Origin of the sequence: Chromohalobacter nigrandesensis (assembly GCF_023061285.1) — a bacterium.
GTDB classification, from domain to species: domain Bacteria; phylum Pseudomonadota; class Gammaproteobacteria; order Pseudomonadales; family Halomonadaceae; genus Chromohalobacter; species Chromohalobacter nigrandesensis.
Genome location: NZ_JAKGAM010000002.1, coordinates 348,840 through 375,689 on the forward strand (window position 1 = coordinate 348,840; position 26,850 = coordinate 375,689).

A 26,850-nucleotide genomic window follows, 5' to 3' on the forward strand; every position below is an offset into this window, starting at 1 on the left:
ACTTCGCAGCCACCGAGACGACTTCATGAGCTTTACCTCCTTGGGGCTTTCCGCTCCGATTCTGGATGCCGTGGCCGAGCAAGGCTACGAGACACCTTCACCGATTCAAGCCAAGGCGATCCCCGCCGTTCTCGAGGGACGCGACGTGATGGCCGCCGCTCAGACCGGCACCGGCAAGACCGCCGGCTTTACGCTGCCGATCCTCCAGCGCCTCTCCACCGGCACGCGCGCGCCCGCCAAGCAGGTGCGCGCGTTGATTCTCACGCCGACCCGCGAGCTGGCTGCCCAGATCGGCGCCAATATCGAGGCCTACGGCAAGCACCTGCCGCTACGCAGCGCCGTGGTCTTCGGCGGCGTAAAGGTCAACCCGCAGATCGCCAAACTACGCGGCGGGGTCGATATCCTGGTGGCAACACCGGGACGACTGCTGGATCTATATAGCCAGAAGGCCGTCAGCTTCGATGCACTGGAGGTGCTGGTGATGGACGAAGCCGACCGCATGCTCGACATGGGCTTCATCCACGATATCCGTCGGATCCTCAAGGCACTGCCTGCCAAGCGTCAGAACCTGATGTTCTCGGCGACCTTCTCGCAGGAGATCCGCACGCTCGCCAAGGGCATGGTCAACGACCCGGTGGAAATCTCGGTCACGCCGCGCAACACCACCGCCGAGACGGTCACGCAGTGGATTCACCCGGTGGACAAGACCCGCAAGCCGGCGCTGCTCACGCACCTGATCCACGAGAATCAGTGGCAGCAGGTGCTGGTCTTCATGCGCACCAAGCATGGCGCCAACCGCCTGAGCCGCCAGCTCGAAGACGCCGGCATCGAAGCCGCCGCCATTCACGGCAACAAGAGCCAGAATGCACGCACCAAAGCCCTCGACGGCTTCAAGAGCGGTGAGATTCGCGTGCTGGTGGCGACCGATATCGCCGCGCGTGGCCTCGACATCGACCAGCTCCCGCAAGTAGTCAATTTCGAGCTGCCCAATGTCGCCGAGGACTACGTCCACCGTATCGGACGTACCGGCCGTGCAGGTGCCAGCGGCCACGCGGTATCGCTGGTCAGCCCCGAGGAAGGCAAGGAACTCGCGGGAATCGAGCGGCTGATCCGCCAGCCGCTGGAACGCCAGACCATCGCCGGCTTCGAGCCCAGCGAGGCACTCGTCAGCGGCCAGGGCACCAGCCCACCGCGCGGTGGTAGTGGTGGAGGCCAGCGCAATGGCAACGGACGCGACAACGGCCAACGTCGTGGTGGCAACTCGGGCGGTAACGACTCACGCAGCAGCGACTCACACAATAAAAATGCCTCACGCAATCGCAATGATGGCGGCGAAAACCGCCCGCGCCGTCGTCGCGGCGGACGAGGTCGCGGTAACGGCACCCAAGGCGGAGCGTAAGTCAGGTTAGTCGTGACACGATGGGGCGTTGAGTCGTCGTACGCGCTGCCAACGGCTCACGTCGCGTCGTCGGATGCCGGTGACTCGCAACAACCGCGGGCAACACTGTGAGACAGCCGAATGTGATCATCGAGCAATGCCCGCGCGGCGCGAATGTCTCGACTCAGCGCCAGTTCGACCAGTTCGCCATGCTGGCGATCGAGCACCTCGCGCACGCCCGGGTTGGGCGGCGCCAGGCGCCGGTAGCGGTCGAACTGGTCGTGCAATTGTTCGATGAAGCGCAGCAACCAGTGCGAACCGCACGACGCCAGCAACGCCCGATGAAAGCGCAGGTGTGCCTGCTCCCACTCCTCCACCCGCTCAGGATGCTCGTCGGCACGCCGCAACCGATGCTGCGCCGCCAGTACCTGTGACTCCCATTCCGAATCGCCCGCCTGAAACGCCTGCGTCAACGCCATGCACTCAAGCTGAGCGCGCAGCCCTGCGATGTCATCGAGCTCCTCGAGGTGCATCGCCGGCACCCGAAAGCCACGCTGGTTGACCTGCTCGAGCAGGCCATAGGCCGCCAGCCGGTTGAGTGCCTCACGTAGCGGGCTGAGCCCCACCTGGTAATGGTCCTTCAAGGCGCTGATGGCGAGCTTCTCGCCGGCCGCGAAACGCCCGCGAATCAAGTCCTGCTTGAGCGTCTCGAAGATCCGGCTCGAGGCCATGTCGCGACTGGCGGATGGCGATACGGTCATGGCGTGGTTCTCTTCTCAAGTTCGAAGGTAATGGCTTATCAAGTTCAAAGGTAATGGTCGGCGATGCGCGTTGACGACTGGCGAACAGGTTCTGCCTCGGTGACGTAAGCCCTTTGCCAAATCCCATATTGACGTTAATCAAACCGCGCGCCATAGTCATCTCAACAAAATCGATTTTTTTACTAAAGACGATTTATAACATAACAATCGATTGGAGACGGCATGTTGACGCCCTTTTCCCAGGCAACGCCCTACGCTTCCCAGCGTAGCGCTACCTATGCCAAACACGGCATGGTCGCCGCGTCCCAGCCCCAGGCCAGCCAGATCGGCCGTGACATCCTCGCCCAGGGCGGCAACGCCGTGGATGCCGCCATCGCCACCGCCGCAGCACTCACCGTGGTCGAACCCACCGGTTGCGGGATCGGCGGCGACGCCTTCGCGCTGGTGTGGATCGCCAACGACAATGCAGGCAACGGCGAGCTGCACGGCCTCAACGCCAGCGGCACCGCCCCCGCCGCGCTGACTCCACAGGCAGTCGCCGACGCCGGCTTCGAGGCCATGCCGCTTTACGGCTGGACGCCGGTGACCGTGCCCGGCATTCCCGCCGCCTGGGCCGAATTGTCGCGGCGCTTCGGCAAGCTCGACTTCCAGACGCTGCTCGCCCCGGCGATCCGCCTGGCCCGCGAGGGCTTTCCGGTGTCGCCGGTGATCGCCAGCCTCTGGCAGCGCGCCGAGACGACCTTCCGCGAACATCTGACGGAGGCCGCCACCGCCGGTTGGTTCGAGACCTTCACGCCGACCGGACGTGCCCCGCGCGCTGGCGAGTGGCACCGCTGCGAGGACCAAGCACAAACCCTCGAAGCCATCGCCGAGACTCTCTCCGAGAGTTTCTATCGCGGCGCGCTGGCCGAGCGTATCGACGCCTTCTCGCGGGAGACCGGCGGCTACCTGCGCGCCGCGGATCTCGCCGATTATCAGCCGGAATGGGTCACACCGATCGCGGCGGACTACCGCGGCCATAAAGTCTGGGAGATTCCGCCCAACGGCCAGGGCCTGGTCGCGCTGATGGCACTGCGCATGCTCGAAGGCTTTCAGGTCGACAGCCGCGACAATCCCGAGGTGCTGCACCGCCAGCTCGAGGCGATGAAGCTGGCGTTCAGCGACGGGCAGGCGTATATCACCCAACCCGAGCACATGAGCCACAGCGTCGAGGCGCTGCTCGGCGACGCCTACACCCGCGAGCGCCGCGCGCTGATCGGTGAATCGGCACTCGAGCCGACGCCGGGCACCCCGCAGGCCGGCGGCACCGTCTACCTGGCCACCGCCGATAGCGACGGCAATATGGTGTCGTTCATCCAGAGCAATTATCACGGCTTCGGCTCCGGCGTAGTAGTGCCGGGCACCGGCATCGCACTTCAGAACCGCGGCCACAACTTCAGCCTCGACCCGAGCCACGACAACGTGCTCGCCCCGGGCAAGAAGACCTTCCATACCATCATTCCTGGCTTCTTGACCCGCGACGACGGCACGCCGCTCGGGCCATTTGGCGTGATGGGCGGATTCATGCAGCCGCAAGGCCATGTCCAGGTCGTGATGAACCTGATCGACTTCGGCCTCAACCCCCAGGCCGCGCTCGACGCGCCGCGCTGGCAATGGATGGGCGGCAAGCGCATCGGCATCGAACACGGCTACCCGGCCCCGTTGGTACGGGCCATGGCCGAGCGCGGTCATGACATGCAGATCGATCACGATCCGCGCGGCTTCGGTCGCGGGCAGATGATCATCCGCGATCCCGACAGCGGCATCTACTGTGGCGGCACCGAACCGCGCACCGACGCCAGCATCGCGGTGCTATGACCATGCTGCAGACACAAGCCCAGTTGTTCATGGCCTTCCTGCGCATCGGCCTGTTCGGTTTCGGTGGCGGCCCGTCGATGATCCCGCTGGTGCATCAGGAAGTGGTCAAACGCCACGCCTGGATGGACGACGAGGCATTCGCCGACGTGCTGGCGATCGGCAATACCCTGCCCGGGCCGATCGCCACCAAGATGGCCGGCTATATCGGCTACCGGGTCGGCGGCAGTCTAGGCGCACTCAACGCCGTCATCGCGGTGATAGGACCAATAATCGTGGCAATGATCGCGTTGCTCAGCCTCTACGCGCGTCACGGCGACCAGCGCTGGGTGCAGGGCATGGGCCAGGGCGTGGTGCCCGTGGTCATGGTGATGATGGCCAAGCTGACCTGGGATTTCTTCGCCAAGTCGCGGGCCAGCCTCGGCTGGCTCGTGACGCTGGTGATGGGCGCCGTCGCCGGCGGGCTGATCTACTGGCTCGACGTGCACCCGGGGCTGGTGATCGGCGCGATCCTGATCGCCGCGCTGCTCCGCCCCGAGCCGCATCACACCACCCGCGAGACGGACACATGATCTATTGGCACCTGTTCCTGGCGTTCTTCATTCCCAACATCGTCGGTTACGGCGGTGGCCCGGCGATCATCCCGCTGATCGAGAACGAAGTGGTCGGCCGCTACGGCTGGATGAGTTCCCAGACATTCGCCGAAACCCTGGCGCTGGCCAACGCCCTGCCCAGCCCGATCGCCACCAAGATGGCCGGCTTTATCGGCTACGACATCGCCGGCGTACCCGGCTCGCTGATCGCTACCTTCGCCACCGTCGCGCCATCGCTACTGCTGATGCTGATCGCGCTGGGCACGCTGTATCGCTACCGCGACTCGATCAAGGTCAAGTCGATGAGCCAATGGGTCCGCCCGGTGGTGATGACATTGATGGCCTACCTGACCTGGCGCTTTCTCTCCGAAGGAGTGGATACCGCCGGCATCCTGCACACCGCGATCATCGGTGGCATCGCCGGCGTACTGCTTCTGGCGACACGGGTTCACCCGGCGTTCGTCGTGTGTTTCGGGCTCGTCTACGGCGCCTTGCTACTCGGGTAGCAAGGACCGGAAATTGCCCGTTCGCGGTTCGGCGGTACACGCACGAACCGATTAGGGCCCTCACGGGCCAAGCAACTACACAATGAATCAACATGATGACCTACAAGGACAAAACAACCATGTCATTCTTTACTCCGCAACATCCAAGCGACATCCGTTCCACACGGTTCAAGCTGGCCATCGGCGGCCTAGTGCTGGGCACCGCGCTCGGCGCCAGCGCCACGGCGCTAGCCCAGTCGGAAGACTATCCCAGCAAGCCGGTGGAACTCATCGTGCCCTGGTCGCCGGGCGGGGGTAGCGACACCCTGATGCGCGTGGTCTCCAATCATGCCGAGGCGTATCTGGGCCAACCGATGCCAGTGATCAACATGCCCGGCGTCAGCGGCACCACGGGGCTCGAGGCACTGGCTGAGCGTGATCCCGACGGCTATACGGTAGGCCAGATCCACGAAGGCCTGCTGGTCGCCAACCATACCCAACTGACCGAACTCAACTGGGACGACTTCACCCCGGTGGCCGCGCTGACCGCCTCGCCACAGTACCTGACGGTCAACGCCGATAGCCCCTGGCAAACCTTCGGCGAGTTCGTCGACTATGCCCAGAAGAATCCCGGCGAGATCCGTGTCGGCGTCACCCTGGGCGGCATCCCCCACGTCCACGCGGCGATGATGGAAGACGCCGCAAACCTATCGTTCCGCTACGTCGGTTTCGAGGGCACCGGCGCACGTATTCGATCGCTGGTGGGTGGTCACATCGATGCGGCGATCGGCGACATCGCCTCGAGTGGCGAGTTCGTCAAGAATGGCAATCTACGCTTCCTGGCGGTGGGTAGTGCCGAACGCCAAGAGGAGACCCCCGACGTGCCGACCTTCAAGGAACTCGGCTACGATTCGCTCAGCCTCAACATCGTGCGCGGCCTGATCGCTCCCAAGGGCACTCCGGAGGACAAAGTCGCAGTGCTTGCCGACGCCATGCAGGAACTCTCCCAGGATGAGCGATTCACCCAGGCGGTACACAATGCCGGTGCCAAGGTACATTTCGAAGGACCCGGGGCATTTGCTGACTACCTCGAAACTACTGACAAGACCATCGAGCGGCTTTCAGGGAAGCTGGCTAAATGAGTTCGCAGGCGCCTTCACAGCAGACCCGGTCATCGGACCGGGTCGCCGATCCCGACACCCGTCGCGCCAACGCCCTCGCCCACCTGGTACTGAATGGCGCGCTGGTGGTGCTGTTCTCCATGTTGTTCGTGCATGCCGGGGCACTGCCCTCGTCAATGTGGGAGCCGCTAGGGGCGGGCAGCTTTCCACGCCTGGTGCTGGCCGTGCTGATAGTGACCAACCTGGGCATCATGGTCCAGGAATGGCGGCACTATCGTAGCAATACAGCAGCCGCGCCAGGACTGGTCAGGCGCTGGCTGTGGCGCCACCGGCTAGCGTTCGGCGTACTCGCGCTGTTCGCCCTGTACATCGTCGGCGTACCGGCGCTGGGATTTCGCCTGGCCTCGCTGCTCTTCCTGGTCCTGGCTCAACTCGCGCTTGGTGTGCGTCGCCCGCGTAGCCTGGCGATCGCCGCGATCATCGCCGTGACGTTCTCGTTCGGCATCGACTGGCTATTCCGGGATGTCTTCATCATCAGCCTTCCCCGCGGCCCATTCGGCTGAACGTTAGCTGACACCACAGCTTCGCGGCTGTCCTCGAGAGGAGACGCAACATGACGGAAGCGCTGTTCGCCGGCATGGACCAGCTATTCACGCTATCGACGATGGCCACCATGCTGCTCGGCGTGGTGGCCGGTGTTATCGCCTCGGCGATCCCCGGCTTCACCATCACCATGGCCATCGTGCTGACCCTACCGTTGACCTTCAGCATGGACCCACTACAGGGCATTGCGACCATGCTTGCGGTCTACGTCGGCGGCTATTCGGGCGGGCTGATCAGTGCCGCCCTGCTGGGCATTCCCGGCACGCCGTCGTCAGTCGCCACTACCTTCGATGCCTTCCCGATGGCGCGCAGCGGCCAGCCCGGTCGTGCCCTGGCGCTGGGCATCTGGTCATCGTTCTTCGGTGCCTTGGTCAGCGTGATCGTGCTGATCATCGCCGCCCCACCGCTGGCGATGATTGCCGTCAAACTGGGCGCCTGGGAATATTTCTCACTGATCATCTTCGCCATGACGGTGGTCGCCAGCCTGGTCGGAAAGTCGATGCTCAAGGGGCTGATGACCGGTCTGCTGGGGCTATTCATCGCTACCGTGGGTGCCGACCCGATGATGGGGGTGGCACGCTTTACCTTCGATATCGACCTACTCGCCAATGGCTTTCCGTTCCTGGTGGTGCTGATCGGCATCTTCGCCGTCAGTCAGTTGCTCCAGGAAGTCGAAGATGCCGAACAGACGAAGCACGGCAAGCAACTGATTCCCGCCAACGTAACCTTCAAGCCACTGGATGCGCTCCGCGAGACGCTAACCTACCCGATCAACTTGCTCCGTTCATCGCTGGTCGGGGTGTTCATCGGTGCAGTACCCGGGGCCGGCGGCAGCATCGCCAACCTTTTGGCTTACGACCAAGCCAAGCGTGCCTCCAAAACGCCCGAGAAATTTGGCACCGGTACCCCCGAGGGTGTGATCGCCTCGGAGTCCGGCAACTCGGCGACGTCCGGTGGTGGGTTGATTCCGATGATCGCCTTGGGCATCCCGGGTAGCGCCGTCGACGCGGTGCTGATGGCGTCGCTGATGGTCCATGGCATTGGCATCGGCCCGCGCCTGATCCTCGATCACGGCGATCTGGTCTACGGCATGTTCATGGCCATGCTGCTTGCCGCATTCATGGTGCTGGTGGTGTGCCTATTCAGTATGCGCTTCTTCCTGCGAGTTACCGACGTGCCACGCTCGGTGATCGTGCCGGTGGTGCTGGTGTGCTGTGTCGTCGGCGCTTTCGCCCTCAACAACCGCGTCACCGACATCTATCTGCTACTCGGGGTGGGAATTTTCGGCTATATCCTCAGTAAGCTGGATTACCCTCTGGCACCACTAGTGCTCGGCGTTATCCTCGGACCAATCGCCGAGACCAACCTGCGCCGCGCGCTGATGACCGACGAAAACTGGACTCTGTTCTTCACCCGGCCAATCTCGCTGACACTGTTGATCCTCGCTGTGGTGTCGGTGGCTTTTGCGATTCGCCAGCGACTGCGACAAAGACCTAGCGAAAAAACCGCCTGACCCGGCCCTTCGGGGCCGCTTCTAAGCCCCATCGATGACAACAAGGAATCTGCTCATGCCGCCTTTACGCTTACCGGACCTTCATCCGACCGGAACCACGCCTCTCAAGCTGGCCATCGCCGTTCTGCTTGTGGGTGCCAGCCTGACCAGTACTGTTTCTGCACTGGCCAACGACACGTCCAACGATGACAGACAACAAGTACGCATTGCCGTCGACGTGCCTTATCCACCGTTCGAATATCGCAACGCTGATGGCGAACTCGCGGGCTTCGAAATCGACCTGGGTAACGAGCTCTGTCAGCGCGCCAAACTGGATTGCGAATGGGTCGTACAAGGCTGGGATGGCATCATCCCCGGGCTGCTATCACGCAAGTACGATGCCATCCTGTCATCGATGCGCATCACCCCCGCCCGCGAGCAGCAGGTGCGCTTCACCGAGCCCTACGCCATGTCACCCAAAGTGTGGGTCGCACGACGTGGCAGTGATATCGATATCGACGACATGGAGACACTGAAAGGCTTGTCCGTCGGCGTGCAGCGCGGAACGACACAAGATAATTATGTCGCCGAGCGCTATTCTGACACCCTTGATATCCAGCGATATTCCACGGCGGCGGATGTGGCACTCGACCTGCAGTCGCAGCGCCTTGATCTAGCATTCCTCAATTACCCGGTCGCGCTGGATACGTTGGAAGTCGATAACACCGACAGCGATTTTGTCCAACTCGGGCCGCAGATCAACAGCCCCGAGTCGATCTTCGGAAAGGGTAACGCCATCGCCGTTCGACCACGCGACAAGGCACTAGCCAACACCTTCAATCAAGCGCTGGATAGCATCTACACCGACGGCACTTTCGTCGAGCTTATGGAACAATATTTCGACTACGATCTACGGCCCGCGTCGCGGAAATGACACAACGCCGCCGAAGAGTCCCCGTCGGCGTTTTAGCGATCATTGACTGACAATCGGGGCTCTGGAACACCTTGTTCTCAATTTTCCCTGTATAATTTAAAGCTCCTAAAACGTCATGAATAAACTTGATAACGCGCTTCTTAATCTACTGATCAAAGACGGTCGAATGTCCTACGCAGATATGGCTCGAGAACTCGACATCTCTCGCGCTCATGCTCGAGATCGTGTTCAGCAACTCATCGACAATGGCGTCATCGAGCAGTTTACGGCTGTGGTCAACCCCTCGAAGCTCGGCAAGGTCATTTCGACCTTCGTGGATCTAAAAGTCGCACCTTACGCCATCGAGGAGATGGCAGCGGAACTCGCAGATTGCAATGAAGTTATCAACCTCTACATCATGAGCGACTTGCGTAGCCTCCACATGCACACCTTGACCGATAGCCAGGAGACATTTGACCGCTTTGCACGCGAGCGCCTCCTGGGGCGAGAGGAGGTCATTTCAGTAAATTGTACGACTCTTCTCTCTCGTATCAAGCATGGCCGGGGCGGTGCCAAGATCTGAGTAAAGATCGGTGACACTACTCTCCGCTCTTGGGCGTTCGGCCTTCTGAGAGCTCTGGCGATGACGGACAGACGACACCGGGCAAATGATTGACCTCTTTCCATCTCCAGGTAGCCTATGTTGAAGAGGCCAAGAAATTGAGAGATGCCAGGCTGGCCAATGCTTCGCCTGGTGGTAACTGGTGACAGGCCGACTATGTTGACTGCTTCACACTCATGAAGCTCGAGAGCCCGACAACCATGACAATTACTGCTTATACCGCCAAAACCATTCATACGATGAACCCGTCGCAACCGGTTGGGCAATGTGTGGCGGTACGGGACGGGCGGATACTCGGTGTCGGGCCAATCGAAGAAATACAGCGCTTCGGCGAGGTGGTCGTCGACGACCGCTATGCCGATAAGGTGTTGGTGCCCGGCTTCGTCGAGGGCCATAGCCATGCGCTGGAAGGTTCGGTCTGGAGCCATCTATATCTGGGCTATTTCGATCGACGGGATCCGGAAGGCAAGCTCTGGGAAGGGCTCAAGACACCCGATGCGGTTCAGCAGCGTTTGGCCGCACACGTCGATCAAGGTGCCGCAGATAGCCCGCTCATTGCCTGGGGGTTGGATCCGGTCTATTTCGACTCCGTATCGATCAACCGGCAACTGCTGGATACGGTAAGCGACACACGGCCGATCGTGGTTATTCATGCCAGCCTGCATGTGATGTTCGTCAACAGTGCAACCATTGACCGGGCGGGCCTCGCCGATATGGACCTCGAAGGCATCGTGCGCGACGATCAGGGCCGGCCCAACGGCATACTCGAAGAGTTCGCCGCCATGCATCCAGTGTTCGATGCACTGGACTTCGACATCTTCGAGGGCGTTTCCGATACCCGCGCACTGAATCGCTATGCGCAAGCGGCGCGGCGTGAGGGCGTGACCACGATCACCGATCTGCTCAATCCTATGAGCGATGCCGCGATTGCAGCACTTCGCGAGGTCACTGCGGCCGAGGACTTCCCGGTCCGCCTGGTACCCGCACTCAATGCTCTCGCCTGGGATCCACAGATGGGTAGCGAGCGGGTGCAGCAGGCAATCGACTACAACCACGAGCGGCTGCAGTTCGGGCTCGTCAAGCTAGTCACCGACGGCGCGATCCAGAATTTCACAGCCCGCCTGCAGTGGCCAGGCTATCTTACCGGGCAGGACAACGGCGTCTGGAACGCACCGCCACAGACTTTTCACGACATGGTCCAGCATTACCACCAGGCCGGGCTTCACTTGCATGTGCACACCAATGGCGACGAAGCAGTCAGCGTTATCCTTGATGCCTTGGACGGGGCGCTGGCGATGTGGCCACGACCAGACCATCGACATACACTTCAGCATGTACAACTGATCCGCCAGGACCAGCTACGCCGGGTCGCACGCCTTGGGGCCTGCCTGAACATCTTCGCCAACCATATCTACTACTGGGGCGATATTCATCTAACCAAGACACTCGGTTTCGACCGCTGCCAGCGACTCGAACCGGCGGCGAGTGCCGACCGAATGGGCATTGTCTTCGGCATTCACTGCGATGCGCCGGTCACGCCAATCTCGCCGCTGTTTACCGCCTGGTGTGCCACTACCCGCGAGACCGCCAGCGGGGTCACCTTGGGCGAGGCAGAGAAGATTAGCCGCGCCCGCGCACTGGAGGCGATCACGCTGGGTGCGGCCTACACGCTGCGCCTGGATGATCGCATCGGCAGCCTTGAGCCAGGCAAGCTTGCCGATATCACGGTACTCGACGAAGATCCGCTCGACAGCACCACGTCACTCAAGGACATTGGTGTGTTCGACACGCTGCTTTCCGGTCGGTCGACGGGCGGCGGCTGAGAGCATGCACGCAAATAGATACAGGCAAAACGCTACTCGGATTACGCCAGCCAAGGCGCTCGATACCGGGGCATGGCGACTCATTGATCAATGCCCAAGGGGGTGGGTAATGTCCGATCCTTCACCTGATCGGCGTGCTTGAGGATGGAGTTGGAAACGATGAGCACCTCGAGATTGCCCATTCCCGTCACCCTGCTCTGTGGATTTCTCGGTAGTGGCAAGACCACCCGTATTAACACGCTCATTGCCAGCGGTGAACTCACGAATGCGCTGTTTCTGGTCAACGATTTCGGGCGTATCAACATCGATGCCGAGCTGATCGAATCGCAGGAAGACCACATCCTGCGGCTAACCAACGGCTGCGCCTGTTGCGGGATCGCCGGCAATCTTTCCGCACAGCTGCGTGACATACGCCGATGGCCGACGCCGCCATCGCATCTGATCTTCGAGGCTAGCGGTATCGCTCGGCCGCGCCCGCTCATGCAGTTACTCGACGCAGCACGCGGCTTCCGGCTCGAAAGCGCCGAAACACTGGTGGATGCCAGCGCCTTCACACGCCACTACAAAGACACGGCAATCAAAGACATCGTCGTCGCCCAGATCCGAGAGGTGGCCCATCTACGCATCAACCGTATTAACTGGCTGACCGACGCGCAGCGCGAGCAGGTATTGCAATCAATCGCCGCGCTAAACCCGACGGCAGGCAGGACGCTCGAAAAGGCAGAGAAGCCGCCATCAGCTTCGACTGCCGATTCCGCGACGCGAGGCAGCGGGACGCTAGTCACCGAGAGCGTGGAGTTCGCCAGCGTCATTGATCTCGCCGCCCTCGAGGCTCTGCTGAGCGAGGCGGCTACCACGCTGGTTCGCGCCAAGGGATTGGTGCAGGCCAACGACCATTCCGGTCGCTACCATGTTATTCAGCTTGCAGGTGGTCGGCTGACCTGGACCGTGACCCGTGCCCATCAATCGCGGGCGCTGGTGGTCATCGGCTACCCGGGCAAGGACATGGACCACCTGATCGCTTCGCTACGCGCGCTGTAACAATCACCGGATTCAAGCGTCAGCATACTCGTTTGCGAGTGTAGCGGGTACCGGCCGGGTCATCAGACTGACCGCGACGAATACCACGATATTGCAAAGCAGGCCGACGATGCCGGCATTGATGTCCAGCGGCGTCGATTCCGCCACGATCTGGTAGTAGTAGTTGACGCCAATACCGACAACCATCCCCGCGATGGCTCCCTGTTTGGTGCCGCGCCGCCATATCAGAGCGCCATACACCGCCGGCACGAACTGCGCGATCGACCCATAGGCGCCGACCAGCAGCGCAATGATACCGGCCGCCCCGAAGATCGACAGCCAATAGGCCGCTGCGCCAATCACGACCACACCGGCACGCATGATCCAGACCTGAGTGCGTTCGCTCATGTCCGGTTTGAAAGGCAGGATCACGTCGCGGCCTAGCGAGACAGAGCCGCCGTGGGTGATTGCATCCGAAGACGACATTGCCGCAGCCAAAGCGCCGGCCCCGATCAAACCGTACAGCCAGCTGTTAGCGCCGAGATAGTTGGTCACGAGATGCGGCAGGATCTCGTCTGAGCTTTCCAACGCGTCCGGGGCGACCACGCCGATGGCGGCAAAGCCGACGAACAGCACTGGCACCAGAAAGATACCGAACAGGGGGAAAGCCATTGTCGTGATCTTGATGCGTTTTTCGGTGGTCGTATAGGACTTGGTGAATAGATGCGGCCACATCAAAAAACCAAGGGCCGATACCAATATGACGGTCGAATACGCCATAGCCGACATCGGCGAGCCGTCTTGGCCGATGGTCAGAAATCCTGGTTTTGCCTGATCGATAGCAGTGAACATCTCCGTTGGACTGCCCTGCAGCGTATAGACCAGGTAATAGCCGACTGTCCAAGCCACGATAAGCATTAGCGCGCCCTGCAACACATCGCTCCACGCTGCACCGCGTACGCCCGAGGTTGCCACATAGGCGACCACGATGCCGTAGGCCAGCAACGCGCCGAACCAATACGGAATTACTCCGTCGGTGAGAATATTGAAAATGAAGGCCATACCCTTGATCTGGAGGGTCAGATACTGGATGAAAGCCAGTACCGAGATCACACCCACGATCACGGTCAACGCCTTGGACTGATACCGATCCCCCAGGAAATCACCCATGGTGAAAAAATTCTTGCGAGCGCCAATACGGCCCACCTTTGGTCCCAGCAAGTACCAGGGCAGGATCCCGAGTGCTATATAGGCCGGTACGAAATACGACGCTGCCCCCTGGGAAAAAGCCATGCCCGGACCGCCGAGGAAGGAAAACGCACTGAAAACCGTACCGCCCATCATGAACCAGATCACGATCAGGCCAAGACCGCGGTCTGCGACCGCGTATTCGGAAACCGACCAGAACGAGCGTTTACGCCCAGCCATGAGCCCAATCACGAAGGCAAGGACCAGATACACCAGCATCGAGCCCAGCGCGAATACCCAATTATTCATGCTCGCCCCCGTTGCCATACTCGTAGCGGTAGAAAAAGCACAACGCGACGAAGGCGATTAGTTCTAGAAGAATGACCCAGAAAAGACCGAAAGGTAGCCCCAGTACCAGCGGGAACACGTGGTTGGCGAGCCCGTAAAGCGGGAAGATCATGAGCAGGAACATTACCACCACGAAAACGATGTACGGTCGGGTGACTTTACTTCGGCGGCTGGTTGCCATAAGAGCGCCCTCCTTTCGATTGTTTTAGGGTATTCCTTGGTATGACGGCTCACGCTATTCATGAACTCACGTCATTGAAGTTGTTTTTCAAGCGATTTGCGAGCTAGTTCAGTGAGCAGCCGGATTCCATCCGGCATGATCCGATCATTGAAATCATACTCAGGATGATGCAGACCGCGGCTATGCTCGGCGTCGCCGGACCCGACATGGATATAAGCACCGGGGCGCTCGGCCAGCATGTACGAGAAATCCTCTCCGCCCATGCAGGGCTTGTGGTTCACCGCCAGTGCCTCCTCGCCGAAACAGTCGGCGATGACCTGTCGGGCCGATTCGGTCGCTCCCGGATCATTGTCGGTGACCCCGAACTTGTCCTCGATGACTAGCTCGATCTCTGCGCCATAGTACTGCTCCAGGCTCTGACAGAGTCGACGCAGCCCTGATCGAACGACCTCGCGGGTAGCTTCGTCGAGGGCGCGAATAGTGCCGGATAGCGTGGCGGTGTCGGGGATAACGGCAAAGCCGGCCAAGTCGCCGCTTTGCAGGGCACAGATGCTCAACACCGCCGGGTTCAGCGGATCGACCTCACGGGCAATGATGGTGTGGGCCTTGTGCACGAGTTCGGCAGCGATGCGAATCGGATCGATACAGCCATGCGGGTTGAGCCCACCATGTCCGCCGCGGCCATGGATGGTGATATCGACTCGGTCGCCGCCGGCCATAATCGGCCCCGCGATGAGTCCATACTGGCCGATCGGCAGCGATGGCCAATTATGCAGTGCGTAGATTTCACGCATATCGAAGCGCTCGAAGATACCATCTTCGATCATCGCCTTGGCGCCGCCGACCCCTTCCTCGGCTGGCTGGAACACGAAATAGACCGTGCCTGCAAAATCGTTGTTTTTCTTCAAGTAATCGACCGCGCCCAACAGTATGCTGGTATGGCCATCGTGGCCGCAGGCGTGCATGCGCCCGGTACGCGTCGAGATATGCTCGACCCCGCTTTTTTCCTCGATGGGCAGCGCGTCCATGTCGGCTCGGAGCCCGACACTGGCATCGCTGTCGCCGACCGTACCTATGATCCAGGCCACGATGCCAGTCTTACCAATCCCACTGACGTACTCGACGCCGAGCGAATCAAGATAGGCCCCCACCTTGCGCGACGTATCGCGTTCCTCGAAGCCCAGCTCGGGCTCTTGGTGTAGGTTGTGCCGGAATTGGACCAGCTTGTTCAGTGTTTCGGTCTTCATAGGCATCCCGTTCGCGCTGCTCTCTGTTCAGTTGAAATAGGTACCACAGCTTTTTCGATTGGTTAAAACTGTATTGCAGAGCTTTGATGTCAAGTCAACCCAGTGTATCCGTAAGGAACACGAGCGTTCAGATCTGTAGCAAACGTTCTTTCCGGTTCTGATGACTCTGCCAAGACCAGAGCACCAGCCCCTGTTTTAATGAAATCTCGCCGCTTATAGCTCATGACGTTTTCTCCTCCGCTTCGTCGGTACTGCTACATTCCATATATTCCGTTATAAGCCACTAAAGCAAACAGCATGCCACCACAAGAAATTAAAACTTAAATTACTGTTTTTAAACAAAAATCAAAAGCCTTCTTTCCTCTTTTAGCACACATCGATACATCGGAGCGCACCACGCAGGCGCCCGGCAGAATCACCTCACATAGACAAATGGTTCCAGAATGGAATTAACGCTTACGGATGTCAGAGGAGTGCAAGAATATTCATGGCGATCTATCCAGGGAGGGCGAGAAAGCGACTTCGTTTGTAAACCAAGCGATGTTGGCCAAGCGTATCGGTGGACGTGCCCGCGTCCATGTGGCCGACGTCGAGCGCGAATTCGGAGGGCTCGATCTGCTCTTCAACAATGCCGGCGTCGGTTATAACAACCGCTTCGAGGAGAGCAACCATGAGGAGTGGCGGGCTACTATCGATGCCAGTCTCTATGGGGTGCTCAACTGCACTCAGCGGGCCATTCCGATGATGCGTGGCCGCGAGGGGGCGATGATCAGTAGCGTCTCGAGCGTCGACGGACGCTATGGTATCGCTGGCTGGTCGGTCTACAACGCCACCAAGTTCGCCGTGGTAGGCTTTCACGACGCGCTGCGCAAGGAACTCGGCGAGGATGGCATCCGTGTATCGCTGATCGAACCCGGTGCCACCTATACCAATTGGGGCTACAACGTGCCCGATGAGCAGATGCAACAGCGCCGCGATAGCGTCCAAGCGTTACACGCCGAGGATATCGCCAGTGCACTAGTCTACGGCTTCGCGCAGCCCGGCCACGTCAACCTGCAGGAACTACTGGTGATGCCGACCCGCCAGGTTTCACCCTGAACGTGACTTTGCGTAGTTAAGATATAGTCGCAAAGCTGTAGGAAAAGCGAACGACAAGAAGCCGGCCTTGGCCGGCTTCTTGCTGTTGAGGGCTGGATTTATCACCGCTCTGCGTCTGCGCGAATCAGAATTCCAGGCAGATCTTGCCGAAGTGGTGCCCTGCTTCCTGGTGGCGAAACGCGTCGGCGATCTCGTCGAGAGCGAAACGCCGGTCGATGATTGGATGGAGATCGCTGGCGTCGATGGCCCGGATCATCTCGATCTGATCGCGCCGGCTACCCACGATCAAGCCCTGCAGACGCGCCTGCTTGGCCATCAGCTTGGCGGTGGGGATCTCGCCGCCGCGTCCGTTGAGCATTCTCGTCCGAGGACGAGGTTGCGATCACCGTGGCGCCCATCAGCTTGGCGAACTGCAAGGCGAAGATCGAGACGCCACCGGTGCCCAGCACCAAAACCGTGTCGCCGGCCTTGAGATTGCCGTCCACCACCAGTGCGCGCCAGGCGGTCAAGCCGGCCGGGGTCAAGGTAGCGGCTTCGGCGTGGTCGTAATCGCGCGGCGCATGGGTAAACCACGTCGTCGACCAGAAACCGCCTCCAATCACTGCGTAATTAGCGTCCACCGGTTGCTCAGTTGGCCATGCCTAGCCGGTGAGAAAACGGGAAAAACCAGTCTATCAAGTCCATCGGCTTAAGCATTTCTGAGTAAGTTAGCCTGGTGCCTGTCATAATGTCTGGGCCGGACCGCTGGTCTCGCTGGTGATGATCGGGAAAATGACAGTGCTGACTTCACGTATTCAGGTAGCCGATAGTGAGATTTATGAAACAGTAGTAATAGATGAGGCGAATGGATCAAGCGCTATCTGCATCAACGCGCCAACTGCCAACGGTATCACTGTCTCATCAAAGTCAAAGCAGGCGTGGTGGTGACCTGCCGCAAGATCTGCACCGAAAATCATGTAGGTTGCCTGACCACCACGCTCCATCACCCTGGCCATTAGCGAGGTGGCATCTTCAGAGCCCGCGGGCGTCACGTCGCGCCTCACTAACTGAGTGATGCCAGGGTAAGCGGCGAGACAAGCGGCAATTTTCTCTACCAAAGCAGGGCTGGCGGCGCAGGCACTGGCAGCGCCGACGCGTTCGGTAGAGATGCTTACTCCCTGCATAGCGGCAGCCCCTTTGAGCACCTCAAACGCACGCTTTTCCATATAGCTGTTTATGTCCGCAGTGGCGCCACGGGTCTCCAGCGTTAATAGCGCGCTATCGGCAATGATATTGCGCCCACTCCCGGCATGTAGTTGACCAACATTAATCCGCGCGGCGCCTTGGCTGTGAGGGGCGATGGCATGCAAACCAAGCGTCGCCTGGGCGGCAGCCAGTAACGCATTGTGGCCAACCTCCGGCTGCCCGCCGGCATGGGCCGCCTTGCCCGAAAAGTGAACATCCAGCTTGGTGGTGGCAAGAAAGCCATCCGCCGCGCATATCACCTGACCGCTGGGGTGGCCGAGGCCCAGATGCGTGGCGACCAAGCTGTCAACGTCATCGACGACACCCGCCTCGACCATCGACTGACTCCCCCGCACACCCTCTTCGGCGGGTTGGAAAATCAATTTTATTTTGCCAACCAGCTGACTGGAAAATTGGCTCAACAGTTCGGCCATTCCCAACCCTATGGTGGCATGGCCATCGTGGCCGCAGGCGTGCATTGAGCCTTGGTTGATCGAGTGAAAACCCGCTTGATAAGGACGGTGATCAGCCTCGCTGGACTCTACGATTGGCAGGGCATCAAGGTCGAAACGGAACGCCTGGGTCGGCCCTGGGCGCTGCGTATCCAGCGTACCTACAACGCCGGTAAAGCCCCCTTCCAAGGCAGGCAACCAGCGCTCAACAGCGCCCTGAGTGCGCGCACGCGCCAAGGCTTCGTCCAGGGTTTGTCTATCCGGCACGCCCATGCGCGCACACTCACTCACCACTGCTTGCCCCAGCTGAACGCTGAACCCCAGTTGGCTAAGCCGTTCAGCTACAAGGCTGGCGGTGCGAAACTCCATCCACCCCTGCTCGGGGTAGCGGTGAAAGTCACGTCGCTGGGCAGAAAGCTGGGGAGCGATGGCGTTAGCGGCATCCACGATATTCGCGTTCATAAGCAGCCTCCACCGTTAGCCCAGCGCCTGAGTCAGCATGCCAAAGCGCGTTAACGGCCCCTCCTCGACAGCCTCGCCACAGCGCATACGGGTGATTTGATCGACGCAGGTGGGCCCTAACGCCGTCAGCCAGCTATCGTCGCCGGGATCGACCAAATCAATGCGTATAAAATCACCCTCAGCATCCGTCAGCAGCGCCAACACCAGCGCCTGCGCCTGTTCGGCACTGCGCGCCAGAATGGGGCCAATATGCTCGCCGCGCCCATAGGTACGCTTCAGCGCAAACCCTTCAATGACACCTGCCTTTTCAATCACCACCCCTCTATTAGCCGATTGAACGGCCACCGCATGAGCCGGGCTGTCGGGTGAGAACGCGAGCAGCGCCGCCTGATCGCTTGCCGCCATCGGACGTAAACCCGGCTCATGCGGCGCAGGCGGTGCGCCGGTGACCACTCCTTGGTATTGGCAGATGCGATTGCACGGCTCAAAGCCCAGTTTTTGGTACAGCGGCTGGCCCGCTTTCGTGGCGACCAACATCAGCGTTCGTGGGCCCGCCAGCGCCATCAGCCGTGCCATCATCTCGCGCCCCAGCCCGAGGCCCTGCCACTCGTCGCTAATCACTACCAGCCCCAGGGTGGCCACAGCCCCTTGATTGAAGCAAAGCCCGGTGCCCACCAGTTCACCGTCGATGCTCTCCAGAGCGACGCCCTCTCCCACCTCAAGCATCTGGCGCCAATCGTCGACGCGATGGGGCCAGCCGAGTTTAAGCGACAGGCGATGCGCCGCCTCAAGATCGTTAACGGTCATGGATCGCCACGTTAAGCCCTCACGTTCAAAGCGGGCGGGAGTACTAGCTGAAGCAGACGTCAAAGGGGAGTGAGTCATCGCACTATTTTCCTTGCGCTGGGGTTGATCGGTTTGCCGCTACTTTGGCACTCAGGACGCAGCGATGCCACGCCATAAAAGAGCACTCCGTGCAATTCAGCAGATTTATTCGTCGCTGCTATAGAGGAGCGCATCCCCTGCGCCCAAGCACCCTGTACTCAGCACCCCATGCTGGGGCATCCGACCTAGGATGGTAGGTAAACGAAAACGCTATTGAACTAACTTCAAGGACTCTCATGCCAAGTTTCGATCCTGCCCAGATATCTATCCCATGTGCGCACTTTATTCAGGGCCAGCGCGTTATCGACCCAAGCGCCCTAAGAGTATCGCGCCCCTCCGACGGGGCCGTCTATGCCGAGCTGCCCATGGCCGATGCCAATCGCGTCGATGATGCCGTGACCAGTGCCCACCAGGCGTTTATGCGCGGTGACTGGTCACGCTGTGCGCCACGGGAGCGGGCAAGGGTTATGCGCCGCTGGGCAGATCTGATTGAAGCCGATATTGATTATCTCGCCCCGCTGGAATCCCTCGGCTCCACCCGGCCGATCGATCAGACCCGGGCCTGGGATGTGCCCTACACCGCCGAAGGTATTCGCTTCTTTGCGGAATTCGCCGACAAGCACGGCGGCGAAGTCGCGGCGACCGCCCACGACCACCTGGGTATGCAGATTGCCGAGCCGCTAGGCGTCGTTGGCGCGATCGCACCCTGGAACTTTCCCCTCAGCATGACCTGCTGGAAAGTCGCCCCCGCTTTGGCCGCAGGCAACACGGTGGTGCTCAAACCTTCCGAGATGACGCCCTTTACCGCCGTGCGGCTGGCTGAGCTAGCCATTGAGGCGGGCATGCCGCCAGGGGTGTTCAACGTCATCCAGGGCAACGGGCCGTTAACCGGCGATGCCCTATGCCGTCATTCTTATGTGGCCAAGGTCACCTTCACCGGCTCAACGGTGACCGGGCGCACCATCATGGGCGCCTGTGCCGAAACCGGGCCCAAGCCGGTCACTCTGGAGCTGGGTGGCAAGAGCCCGCAACTGGTGTTTGCCGATATCCCGGATATTGATCGCACCGCGAAAACCCTTGCCGCCGCCATTACCGGCAACGCCGGGCAAGTGTGTGTCGCCGGCTCACGGTTATTGATCCAACAGGAACTGCTTGAGCCCATGGTTGAGCGGCTTCGCGGGCTGTTCAACGCCCTCACCCCTGGTCACACCTGGCAGGCTGGCGGTTGGTTTTCGCCGATTATTTCCGCTACCCAATTGGAGCGCATTGAATCCATCGTGGCGCGCTCCCGCGAGGCGGGCGCTGAATTGCTGAGCGGCGGAGAGCGCTTTGAACGCAATGATGGCGGCCACTTTTACCAGCCCACCCTGCTGCATACCAACGACCGCCACAATCCTGCCGTTGAGGAAGAAATCTTCGGCCCTGTGCTAACCATTCAAACCTTCGACAGTGAAGAAGAAGCCTTAGCGCTGGCCGAGCACGATGTTTACGGTTTGGCTGCGGGCGTTCATACCGCTGACCTAGGGCGTGCGCTGCGCACGGTAAGAAAACTCTCGGCGGGTACGGTATGGGTTAACCGCTACGGTCGTAGTAACGATTACATTCTGCCCACTGGCGGTTACAAGCGCTCTGGCGTGGGCCGGGATCTGGGCCGTGCGGCCTTTGACGCCTGCCTGCAACATAAAAGCGTGCTGATCGATCTCGACCAGTGAGTGACACCGCGTACTGTATGGTGACTTTATCTACCAACTAGAGGTAGCAGCATGTTTATCAATGTGGACGCCGTGCATGACAGCCCGGCCCTTCCCGAGCAGGTTGATGTGGTGGTGATCGGTGGCGGTATTGTGGGAACGACCGCCGCCTATGAGTTGGCTCGTCAAGGGGTCTCGGTGGCGCTGCTGGAGAAGGGGCTTATCGGCGCTGAGCAGTCCAGCCGCAACTGGGGCTGGGTACGCCAGCAAAATCGCGATATGTTCGAGCTGCCGCTGGCCATGTATAGCCTTGACCGCTGGGAAGCGTTCTCCCAAGAGATAGGCCGCGATGTAGGGTTTCGACGCAACGGTATCGTCTACACCACGGATAGCCAAGCGACCCTTGCCAAATGGGAGGCCTGGGGGCAACAGGCCCAGGAGCGAGGTTTTATCAGCCATATGTTGAGTGCCGAAGAAGCCCGCGAGCGCGCCCCCGGCACCACCTCACCCTGTATTGGCGGCGTCTGGTCGCCCAGCGATGCCCAGGCCGAACCCTCAATGGCCTGTTCGGCCATCGCTATTGGCGCCCGTGAACACGGCTCCTACCTTCACCAAAACTGTGCGGTGCGCGGCCTGGATCTGCATGACGGGCGTGTGAGTGGCGTTTGGACGGAGCACGGATTGATTAAGACCTCGACGGTCATCTGTGCAGGCGGGGCCTGGAGCTCTCGCTTCTGCCGTCGTCACGGCGTTGAGCTACCTTCGGCCAATATCATGGGCACCGCGCTGCAAACCACCGCCGCGCCGGAGGTCACACCGGGCTGCTTGATCACCCCCAGGGTCGCACTGCGCCGCCGCCTGGATGGCAGTTACACCTTGGCGCTGCCGGGGCTTGGCCGGGTGGAAATCAGCCCCCAAGGGCTACGCTACGCGAGCAAATTCTACGCCGCCTACCGCAGCAAATTAGCCAAAAAGCTGCAGATCCGCATTGGTGCGTCTTTCTTCAACGGGCCTGAAGCGGCGGGTAACTGGCAATTTGATCAGGTATCGCCGTTTGAGCGCCAGCGCGTGCTTGACCCCACCCCCGACCTTCCCCAGGCACGTGCCGCTCTGGCAGAACTGAAGGCAGAGTACCCAGCGCTTAAAGGCATTCATATTGCCCGCGCCTGGGCCGGGATGATCGATACCACGCCGGACATGATTCCCATCATCTCCCCGGTTGAGAACATCCCCGGCTTTATCGTCGCCGCTGGCTGTAGTGGCCACGGCTTCGGCATTGGACCTGGTGCGGGCAGGCTGGCCGCGGATTTGGCGACCAATGCAACGCCGGTTGTAGATCCCGAGCCTTACCACATCAACCGCTTCTCCGATGGCAGCCGTATCCGCCAGCCAGAAATGATGTGAGCGGCCTGCCGCATTCTATGCTGCATCCCTCCCAAAAAAAGGCGGTTTGTGTTAGCCGGGCGCGTACTTTCAGCGTCTGGCGCCTGCTCAAGAATGCTGTAATGAAATGAGTGGCTGCGCTAAGGACTCTCCAACTACCTCCGATCAAGACAAAAGAGGATCAAAACCATGAGCGAGATTATGCGCCCTAAGTACATCACCTTTGATTGTTACGGCACACTCACCAACTTCCAGATGGGGCGCATGACGCGCGAAATTTTTGCCGATCGCATCCCTGATGCCGAACGCATGGAGCGCTTCGTGCAGGATTTTGGCGCCTACCGTTACGACGAAGTACTCGGCGAGTGGAAACCCTATGCCGAGGTTCTCTGCACGGCGCTGGAGCGTACCTGCAAGCGTTGGGGCATCGAATACCGTGACAACGAAGGCATGCTCTATTACCAGGCCGTACCTACCTGGGGCCCACACCCGGACGTGATTGAGGGGCTGGCGAAAATTGCCGACAAAATCCCTCTGGTGATTTATTCCAATGCCGATGACGGCCAAATCATGGCTAACGTGCAAAAGCTTGAGGTGCCCTTTCACAAGGTCTTTACCGCCGATACGTTCAAAGTTTACAAGCCACGTTTAGCCGCCTTCGAAGCCATGATCGACAGCTTGGACTGCCACCCCGAAGAGCTGCTGCACGTTTCATCGAGCTTCCGCTATGACCTTATTTCAGCTCACCTAATGGGCATCAAGAACAAGGCGTTTGTGGCGCGCAACCACGAGCCCTATTGCGACGGCTACGGGGCGACCAAGATTAACGATATCCGCGACTTGCCCGCGTTAGTCGGTCTCTAAGCTGACTATTTCGCCAACCGTGCAGGAGCCGTCCATGCAACTCAATTCTTATTGGCTGTCCACAGCGCCCGCCTTTACCGGGGGCCAGCAGGCGCTCACCCAAGAGCATTACGATGTTGCGGTGGTGGGCGGTGGCTTTACCGGGCTGTCGGCTGCTCGCACGCTGGCCCGGGGCGGGGCCCGCGTAGCACTGCTGGAGGCGGGCCAAATCATTGGTGAAGCCTCGGGGCGCAACGGTGGCCAGTGCAACACCGGCGTGGCCCAAGACTACGCCAGCCTGGTCGAGCAACTGGGCCGCGAGCGGGCGATTGCTCACTACACCACCTACGCCGAGGCCGTCTCCAGCGTCGAGCAGGTGATGGCCGAAGAGGCTATCGACTGCGACTACCTGCGCCACGGCAAGCTGAAGCTGGCGGCTAAACCGGAACACTACGACAAGCTCGCGCGCACCTGCGACGCCATTCGCCGTGATGTGGATAGCGACGTGGAGATGCTCTCCACCGCCGCCGTTCGAGAGGAGGTCGACTCGTCGCTCTACCATGGCGGGCTGCTGCAGCATAACGGCGGCCAGATGCATATGGGGCGCTTCGGTGTCGGCTTGGCCGAAGCAGCAGCCAGGCATGGCACGCATATTTTTGAACGTACGCCGATGACCCGCGTCACCCGCGAGAAGTCCACGTACAGGCTAGGCACACCCAGCGGTGATATTCGCGCCGAAAACGTGCTGCTGGCCACCGGCGCTTCGCAAAAAGGCCCACTAAGCTGGTTTCGCCGCCGCCTGGTGCCGGTGGGCAGTTTTATCGTCGTCACCGAGCCGCTTTCAGCCGCCCAGTGTGCCCAACTGCTACCCCAGCGGCGCTCTTATGTCACCAGCCGCATCGTCGGTCACTACTTCCGGCTTACCGCCGATAACCGACTGCTGTTTGGCGGGCGGGCACGGTTTGCCATGTCCGGCAGCCAATCGGATGCCAAAAGCGGCGAGATACTGCGCCGGGGGCTGGAAGAGGCCTTTCCCCAACTAAAAGGGGTGCGGCTCGACTACTGCTGGGGCGGGCTGGTCGATATGAGCCAAGACCGGCTTCCCCATGCAGGCCAGCACAACGGCATGTACTACGCCATGGGCTATAGCGGCCATGGGGTACAGATGTCGGTGCATATGGGGCATGTGTTAGCCGAGGTGATGCTAGGCAACCGCCAGCATCATCCTTGGCACGATACCAAGTGGCCAGCGATCCCCGGCCATTTTGGCAAGCCGTGGTTTTTACCCCTGGTGGGCAGTTGGTACCGACTACAGGATCGATTGCATTAAGCCATAACCACAGCTCTCACACTGCTTCCCAAACTCACCAAGAGAGCGAGCAAAACAGCGATTACAAAAACAGCTAAGCACGCGCTGCCAGACTCACAACAACACTTGATCGCAGTAAGGAGAAGGCTTATGACACGTGAAAAAAATCCTAATGATCTGTTTGTTTCTCCCGAACAAAGCATGCAGGTTTACAACGCCATGCAGCGCGGGCTGTCTCGACGCGATGCCATGAAAGTTATTGGCGCGACGGGCGCCTTTGCTGCCGCGGCCGGTGCCTTTCCCGGTTTCTCTTCGGCCTGGGCGGCGGATAGCGAAAGCGCAACACCCCAATACGGCGGCCGTATCCGCGTAGCGGCGCACTCGGCATCCACAAAAGATACGCTTGACCCTGCCTTAGGGGCGACAGCCATCGACTATGTCCGCGCCTACATGTTTTATAACGGCCTGACCCAGTTCGATGAGGATCTGACACCCCAGCCCTGCCTGGCAGAGTCGTTTGAAAATACCGACAACGGCAGCCACTGGATCTTTACCCTGCGGCGCGGCGTCACCTTCCACGATGGCAAACCGCTGACACCCCAGGATGTGATTTTTTCGATCATGCGCCATAAAGATCCTGAAACGGGTTCGAAAGTCGCCTCCATGGTCGAACAAATCGAAAGTGTCAAGGCACTGGATGATCAACGTGTCGAATTCAACCTCTCCTCGCCCAATATCGAGTTACCCTCCATCCTGGCCGTTTCGCACCTGGTGATTGTGGCAGACGGAACCACCGACTTCTCGAAAGGGCTGGGTACCGGCGCCTTTAAGTGCCAGGAGTTTACTCCCGGCGTGCGTTCGGTCGGCGTTCGGAATGAGAACTACTGGCGCGATGGCCATCCCTACCTGGATGCTATCGAAGTGGTGGGTATTAGCGACGAATCGTCACGGGTCAATGCGCTGCTTTCTGGCGATGTGCAGATGATCAATGAAGTGAGTGGCAACTCCGCAGAGCGCATGAAAACCAGTGACGGCTACCAGGTAAAAGCGACGAACGCCGGTAACTACACCGACTTGGTGATGCGCTTTGATGAACAGCCCACCAGTCGCCCAGAATTTCGAGAGGCGATGAAGTATCTCTTCGACCGCGAGCAGATCAAGCGCGTCGCCCTGCGCGGCTATGGGGAGATTGCCAACGACCAGCCGATTATCTCAAGCTCCCCCTATTACTTCGATGGGCTACCTCAGCGTGAGTACGACCCAGAGCGAGCGGCCTCTTTGCTGAAGAAGGCTGGCCTGAGCGGAGCCACAGTACCGCTTGTCGCTTCTCCAGCGGCTTCCTCGTCAGAAGATATGGCTGTGCTTCTCCAGCAGTCCGCGGCTCAGGCAGGGCTAAACCTTGATATCAACCGTGTCCCCTCCGATGGCTACTGGTCTAACCACTGGATGAAACACCCGCTGGGGTTCGGCAATATTAATCCCCGCCCCACGGCGAATATTTTGCTCTCGCAGTTTTTCCTCTCCAGCGCTGCCTGGAACGAAGCCGGCTGGCACAACGAGCAGTTCGATCAATTGGTGATTGCCTCGCGGGGAGAGCCGGATTTGGCCACCCGTAAACAGATGTACGCCGATATGCAGACCATGATCCATGAAGAGAGTGGTATCGGCATCCCCGTCTTCATAAGCAGTGTCGAAGGCTTCGATGCCCGCATTGGTGGAATGGATCGCACCGTGCCTCTGGGTAGTTTCATGGGCTATATGTTCGCCGAGCATATCTGGTGGAAAGGCTAATCCCTGCTCTCCCTACTGTAATCACGAGCCATGGGCATTATCACAAAAGCGCCTAACGACGCTTGATGATGACGAACATGGCC

23 protein-coding genes and 1 pseudogene are annotated in these 26,850 nt (G+C 60.1%); 17 read left to right on the forward strand and 7 right to left on the reverse strand.

The features are described from left to right. The first annotated feature begins 25 nt into the window (after nucleotides 1–25). Nucleotides 26–1,399 (forward strand): DEAD/DEAH box helicase, encoded by a 1,374-nt coding sequence (locus tag L1073_RS05125; protein WP_246897283.1) that lies wholly within the window; start codon nucleotides 26–28, stop codon nucleotides 1,397–1,399. 56 nt (nucleotides 1,400–1,455) lie between these two features. Here the strand turns inward: L1073_RS05125 and L1073_RS05130 are convergent, their stop codons facing one another. Continuing rightward, the gene (locus L1073_RS05130; protein ID WP_246897285.1) at nucleotides 1,456–2,139 is read right to left on the reverse strand and encodes a GntR family transcriptional regulator; all 684 of its coding nucleotides are present in this window, start codon (nucleotides 2,137–2,139) and stop codon (nucleotides 1,456–1,458) included. 222 nt (nucleotides 2,140–2,361) lie between these two features. Between L1073_RS05130 and L1073_RS05135 the strand changes: the two genes are divergently transcribed. The 10 genes from L1073_RS05135 (at nucleotide 2,362) to L1073_RS05180 (ending at nucleotide 12,686) form a co-directional block, all read left to right on the forward strand. Further along, complete coding sequence (locus L1073_RS05135; protein WP_246897286.1) at nucleotides 2,362–3,996, forward strand: gamma-glutamyltransferase family protein; 1,635 nt, start codon at nucleotides 2,362–2,364, stop codon at nucleotides 3,994–3,996. Further along, complete coding sequence (locus tag L1073_RS05140) at nucleotides 3,993–4,565, forward strand: chromate transporter (RefSeq protein WP_425531568.1); 573 nt, start codon at nucleotides 3,993–3,995, stop codon at nucleotides 4,563–4,565. The genes L1073_RS05135 and L1073_RS05140 overlap by 4 nt, the downstream gene beginning before the upstream one ends. Further along, a complete protein-coding gene (locus L1073_RS05145) occupies nucleotides 4,562–5,092 on the forward strand; it encodes a chromate transporter (protein WP_246897289.1) in 531 nt (176 codons plus the stop codon). Before L1073_RS05140 ends, L1073_RS05145 begins: the two co-directional genes overlap by 4 nt. A 119-nt stretch (nucleotides 5,093–5,211) precedes the next feature. After that, on the forward strand, nucleotides 5,212–6,213 hold the full coding sequence (locus L1073_RS05150; protein ID WP_246897291.1) for a Bug family tripartite tricarboxylate transporter substrate binding protein: 1,002 nt from the start codon (nucleotides 5,212–5,214) through the stop codon (nucleotides 6,211–6,213). Beyond that, nucleotides 6,210–6,755: a tripartite tricarboxylate transporter TctB family protein gene (locus tag L1073_RS05155; protein WP_246897292.1), complete on the forward strand. Its 546-nt coding sequence runs from the start codon at nucleotides 6,210–6,212 to the stop codon at nucleotides 6,753–6,755. Before L1073_RS05150 ends, L1073_RS05155 begins: the two co-directional genes overlap by 4 nt. A 50-nt stretch (nucleotides 6,756–6,805) precedes the next feature. After that, nucleotides 6,806–8,308 (forward strand): tripartite tricarboxylate transporter permease, encoded by a 1,503-nt coding sequence (locus L1073_RS05160; protein WP_246897293.1) that lies wholly within the window; start codon nucleotides 6,806–6,808, stop codon nucleotides 8,306–8,308. Nucleotides 8,309–8,363: 55 nt separating this feature from the next. Next, nucleotides 8,364–9,221 carry a transporter substrate-binding domain-containing protein gene (locus tag L1073_RS05165; RefSeq protein WP_246897295.1) on the forward strand — a complete coding sequence of 286 codons (858 nt, stop codon included), beginning with the start codon at nucleotides 8,364–8,366 and terminating at the stop codon, nucleotides 9,219–9,221. 115 nt (nucleotides 9,222–9,336) lie between these two features. After that, nucleotides 9,337–9,783: an Lrp/AsnC family transcriptional regulator gene (locus tag L1073_RS05170; protein ID WP_246897297.1), complete on the forward strand. Its 447-nt coding sequence runs from the start codon at nucleotides 9,337–9,339 to the stop codon at nucleotides 9,781–9,783. Between the two features lie 239 nt (nucleotides 9,784–10,022). Continuing rightward, nucleotides 10,023–11,645, forward strand: coding sequence for an amidohydrolase (locus tag L1073_RS05175; protein WP_246897299.1), 1,623 nt, complete (start codon nucleotides 10,023–10,025; stop codon nucleotides 11,643–11,645). 159 nt (nucleotides 11,646–11,804) lie between these two features. Further along, nucleotides 11,805–12,686, forward strand: a complete 882-nt coding sequence (locus L1073_RS05180) for a CobW family GTP-binding protein (protein WP_246897301.1) — start codon at nucleotides 11,805–11,807, stop codon at nucleotides 12,684–12,686. A gap of 12 nt (nucleotides 12,687–12,698) precedes the next feature. On the opposite strand, the gene L1073_RS05185 is transcribed toward L1073_RS05180, so the two are convergent. The 3 genes from L1073_RS05185 to L1073_RS05195 form a co-directional block, all read right to left on the reverse strand. Continuing rightward, nucleotides 12,699–14,132, reverse strand: coding sequence for a sodium:solute symporter family protein (locus L1073_RS05185; protein ID WP_246897303.1), 1,434 nt, complete (start codon nucleotides 14,130–14,132; stop codon nucleotides 12,699–12,701). Nucleotides 14,133–14,154: 22 nt separating this feature from the next. Continuing rightward, nucleotides 14,155–14,382 (reverse strand): hypothetical protein, encoded by a 228-nt coding sequence (locus L1073_RS05190; RefSeq protein WP_246897305.1) that lies wholly within the window; start codon nucleotides 14,380–14,382, stop codon nucleotides 14,155–14,157. 71 nt (nucleotides 14,383–14,453) lie between these two features. Continuing rightward, entirely contained in the window at nucleotides 14,454–15,629 is a 1,176-nt protein-coding gene (locus L1073_RS05195) for an amidohydrolase (RefSeq protein ID WP_246897307.1), read from the reverse strand. A gap of 540 nt (nucleotides 15,630–16,169) precedes the next feature. Here L1073_RS05195 and L1073_RS05200 point away from each other — a divergent pair. Next, nucleotides 16,170–16,727 (forward strand): SDR family oxidoreductase, encoded by a 558-nt coding sequence (locus L1073_RS05200; RefSeq protein ID WP_246897309.1) that lies wholly within the window; start codon nucleotides 16,170–16,172, stop codon nucleotides 16,725–16,727. A 124-nt stretch (nucleotides 16,728–16,851) separates the two neighbouring features. Here the strand turns inward: L1073_RS05200 and L1073_RS05205 are convergent. The 3 genes and pseudogenes from L1073_RS05205 to L1073_RS05215 form a co-directional block, all read right to left on the reverse strand. Then, a pseudogene (locus L1073_RS05205) lies at nucleotides 16,852–17,302 on the reverse strand (zinc-binding dehydrogenase); the annotation flags it as partial. Between the two features lie 240 nt (nucleotides 17,303–17,542). Next, a complete protein-coding gene (locus L1073_RS05210; RefSeq protein ID WP_246897311.1) occupies nucleotides 17,543–18,865 on the reverse strand; it encodes an amidohydrolase in 1,323 nt (440 codons plus the stop codon). Between the two features lie 15 nt (nucleotides 18,866–18,880). After that, nucleotides 18,881–19,672, reverse strand: coding sequence for a GNAT family N-acetyltransferase (locus tag L1073_RS05215; RefSeq protein WP_246897312.1), 792 nt, complete (start codon nucleotides 19,670–19,672; stop codon nucleotides 18,881–18,883). A 314-nt stretch (nucleotides 19,673–19,986) separates the two neighbouring features. On the opposite strand from L1073_RS05215, the gene L1073_RS05220 reads away from it, so the two are divergent. The 5 genes from L1073_RS05220 (at nucleotide 19,987) to L1073_RS05240 (ending at nucleotide 26,767) form a co-directional block, all read left to right on the forward strand. Beyond that, complete coding sequence (locus tag L1073_RS05220; RefSeq protein WP_281505990.1) at nucleotides 19,987–21,462, forward strand: aldehyde dehydrogenase family protein; 1,476 nt, start codon at nucleotides 19,987–19,989, stop codon at nucleotides 21,460–21,462. 51 nt (nucleotides 21,463–21,513) lie between these two features. Continuing rightward, nucleotides 21,514–22,845 carry an NAD(P)/FAD-dependent oxidoreductase gene (locus L1073_RS05225; RefSeq protein ID WP_246897315.1) on the forward strand — a complete coding sequence of 444 codons (1,332 nt, stop codon included), beginning with the start codon at nucleotides 21,514–21,516 and terminating at the stop codon, nucleotides 22,843–22,845. Between the two features lie 168 nt (nucleotides 22,846–23,013). After that, on the forward strand, nucleotides 23,014–23,688 hold the full coding sequence (locus L1073_RS05230) for a haloacid dehalogenase type II (RefSeq protein ID WP_246897317.1): 675 nt from the start codon (nucleotides 23,014–23,016) through the stop codon (nucleotides 23,686–23,688). 34 nt (nucleotides 23,689–23,722) lie between these two features. After that, nucleotides 23,723–24,997 carry an NAD(P)/FAD-dependent oxidoreductase gene (locus tag L1073_RS05235; protein ID WP_246897320.1) on the forward strand — a complete coding sequence of 425 codons (1,275 nt, stop codon included), beginning with the start codon at nucleotides 23,723–23,725 and terminating at the stop codon, nucleotides 24,995–24,997. Between the two features lie 129 nt (nucleotides 24,998–25,126). Further along, entirely contained in the window at nucleotides 25,127–26,767 is a 1,641-nt protein-coding gene (locus L1073_RS05240) for an ABC transporter substrate-binding protein (RefSeq protein WP_246897322.1), read from the forward strand. The last annotated feature ends 83 nt before the right edge of the window (nucleotides 26,768–26,850 follow it).